The 2305-nt window shown below is 55.1% G+C and carries 2 protein-coding genes; both read right to left on the bottom strand.

The genetic code is table 11. The annotated features are described in order from the left end of the window. Positions 1-99 precede the first annotated feature (99 nt). Positions 100-747 (bottom strand): LysE family translocator, encoded by a 648-nt coding sequence (locus JOD69_RS24400; RefSeq protein WP_077730030.1) that lies wholly within the window; start codon positions 745-747, stop codon positions 100-102. A 143-nt stretch (positions 748-890) separates the two neighbouring features. After that, positions 891-1208 carry a hypothetical protein gene (locus JOD69_RS24395; protein WP_166642655.1) on the bottom strand — a complete coding sequence of 106 codons (318 nt, stop codon included), beginning with the start codon at positions 1206-1208 and terminating at the stop codon, positions 891-893. Positions 1209-2305: the final 1097 nt, after the last annotated feature.

Below are 2305 nucleotides of genomic sequence, written 5' to 3'. Positions count from 1 at the left end.
TCGTCGTGTGCTCCCTTTTCGTGAACCGCCCGGTGCGGACCCGCATGCCGTGGTGGTGTGGGGACTGGGGGTTAGAAACCCCTGGTTACCCGATTGGGCCTATTTGGCACTGCGAGACCCCGCCAGCGCGGTGAAAACGCCGAGGCCAATAAACGCCCCACCCCCAAGCCAACAACCGATACGACGGGCGCCACGAGCGCGCGTCAACGCGGGTGCGACTGCACCGGCCGCTAAGGCATAGGTGCTGTCCGTGACTGCGGCAATTGCAACGAAGATCGAACCGAGCGCCATAGTTTGAAACATCGGCGATGCCTCCGGGCTCAAGAACTGGGGCAGGAACGCAGCGAAGAAAACTGTGGTCTTTGGGTTAAACAGCGCTACAACGAAGCCATCGCGGAAGATGTGGCCAACTGGTGCTGCCTGAGGCACGGAGGTTGAAACCTCGGCTTGTGACTCACGCAACATTTGCACACCAAGATAAACAAGGTAGAAGGCCCCTGCGTACTTGACGACTGTGAAGGCGGCTGAGGAAACAGCAAACAAAGCTGCAAGACCGACAGATGCGGCAAATACATTGCCAAGGTTACCAAAAGCGACAGCAGCCACTGAAACCAGCCCCGAACGGCGGCCTTGGACGAGGCTCCGAGTAACGATGTAGAACACGCCCGGGCCTGGCGTAACTGCGAGCACAACGCTCGCAAGCAAGAATGCGGAAAACAGTGACCAGGATGAAAACAAAGTAGTCATGGTCACTTTCCTTGACAGGCCCAACGGCGAAAGTAACCGGACGCCGCGCGAGGCGGCAGGCTAGAGCGACGACGGTTGCCGGCGGTCCGGTTGACTGGATAGTTAGGGCTGGCGGCCAAAACTGTCTGTATTTTCATAGCCGCTTACCTGGACAAGATGTACTGAATGGCCTGAAGCTTCTCTGCACTCAGACCGTGTAGGTCTTTTTCATCGATCCACTTCTCGCCCAGTAACCTTGCAAATACAAAGATCAGTTGCGAATAGCGGTAATCGTATTTTTCATCAATCGCTCTTCGTTGCTTGGTGAGGTAGTCGTGAACCGCCCAAAGGTCTTCGGGTTTTTCCACCTTCGCGGCCATATCTTTGAACTTGGCCATGATTGAAGCGCATTCCTTCTCGAGCGCTTTATCAAAGGCTCGCCTTGCGACTTTTTTCTCCGAATCAGACCACTTGAAGTCCATGATGACGTAATCCTAAGTTTTTGTTGCCTAACGTTCGCCATAACCGGCGGCAAAAAGTGGCGCGACGAAGAAGCGACGCTTTTTGCCGTCCGAGTTGGTGGCGTTGTTATGCACGCCTGAACCCCGCGCGCACCCACGCCACTGCTACACCCAGCAAGTATAGAGCTAAAGGCACGCCCAACGCCGCCAAGCCCCGCTGCAAGTTTGGCGTGAGGGTGCTCGCAGTTCCTGGGCTGTGCTTCGCGTCAATTTCCGAGAAGCCGTATCTGTATGCAGGATGTTTGTTCAAATATTTGTCATGCGCGGCCTCTACGAGCTGCCTATCCGACATATCGGAGTAAGCGGCCCGCACCGATACTGTGGTGTGGCCACGTAGATCCGTGGACTGTGCGATTAGATACTGGATTAGCTCATTGAACAAGTCGTTATATCTCTGTTCCTCAGAACGCTGCGAAGTGATTGCCACGGACGAGATAGCGGCGATCCAGACGACTGATAGGACGACCCACGCTCTTTGCCACCCGTTGAGTCTCATGTTCTTCTCAGGGCATAACGCTCCGCATTAGCCGCGTCGGCTGCATGCGGTTGTTATGCGAGATTTCGCGCCCATTATCTCCATAGCTCGCAATGGAATAGCCTGCGTCGCACAATTTCATGGAGTACCGACCTTCTTCACGAATCCCCCCTTGGAGTCGAACATGATGTATGTCTTTGAAGGAAGAACTCTCGCGATTCCGCCCTCGTCAATGGCGACAATTTTCAGAACTCCAACACTGTAACCTTGGTCCCGTTCCGAGATTTCGATCAGACAAGGTTCGGAACGGCTGCAACCGCAGATCTCGGCCGCTTGACGCTCTATTCCTTTTCTCAGTTCATCCGCGGCAGTCGCGCCAGCGACCAGTAGTAGCCCAGCACCCACTAAGTAGCGCAATCGAGAGTTACGCATAACGTCTGAATTCACCGGCCTGCGCGGCTCTTTGCGCAGGTCCGGTGGAATGATGGGTGTACGCCCGACATGGGCATGAACTGATGGGGTGAGAGTCCCCTGTAGGAGTACCTGTAATGCCCATTCTTTGGGCCAATGTAACTACTAGCCG

The organism is Methylocaldum sp. RMAD-M (genome assembly GCF_017832375.1).
Classification (GTDB): Bacteria; Pseudomonadota; Gammaproteobacteria; order Methylococcales; family Methylococcaceae; genus Methylocaldum.
Note: the sequence above shows the minus strand (reverse complement) of the source record. Positions and strands in the feature narration are given on the sequence as shown.

What these genes read in the sequence shown, in the direction of transcription:
- JOD69_RS24400 (WP_077730030.1), bottom strand. Translation starts at nt 747, where the DNA reads ATGACTACTTTGTTTTCATCCTGGTCACTGTTTTCCGCATTCTTGCTT.
- JOD69_RS24395 (WP_166642655.1), bottom strand. Translation starts at nt 1,208, where the DNA reads ATGGACTTCAAGTGGTCTGATTCGGAGAAAAAAGTCGCAAGGCGAGCC.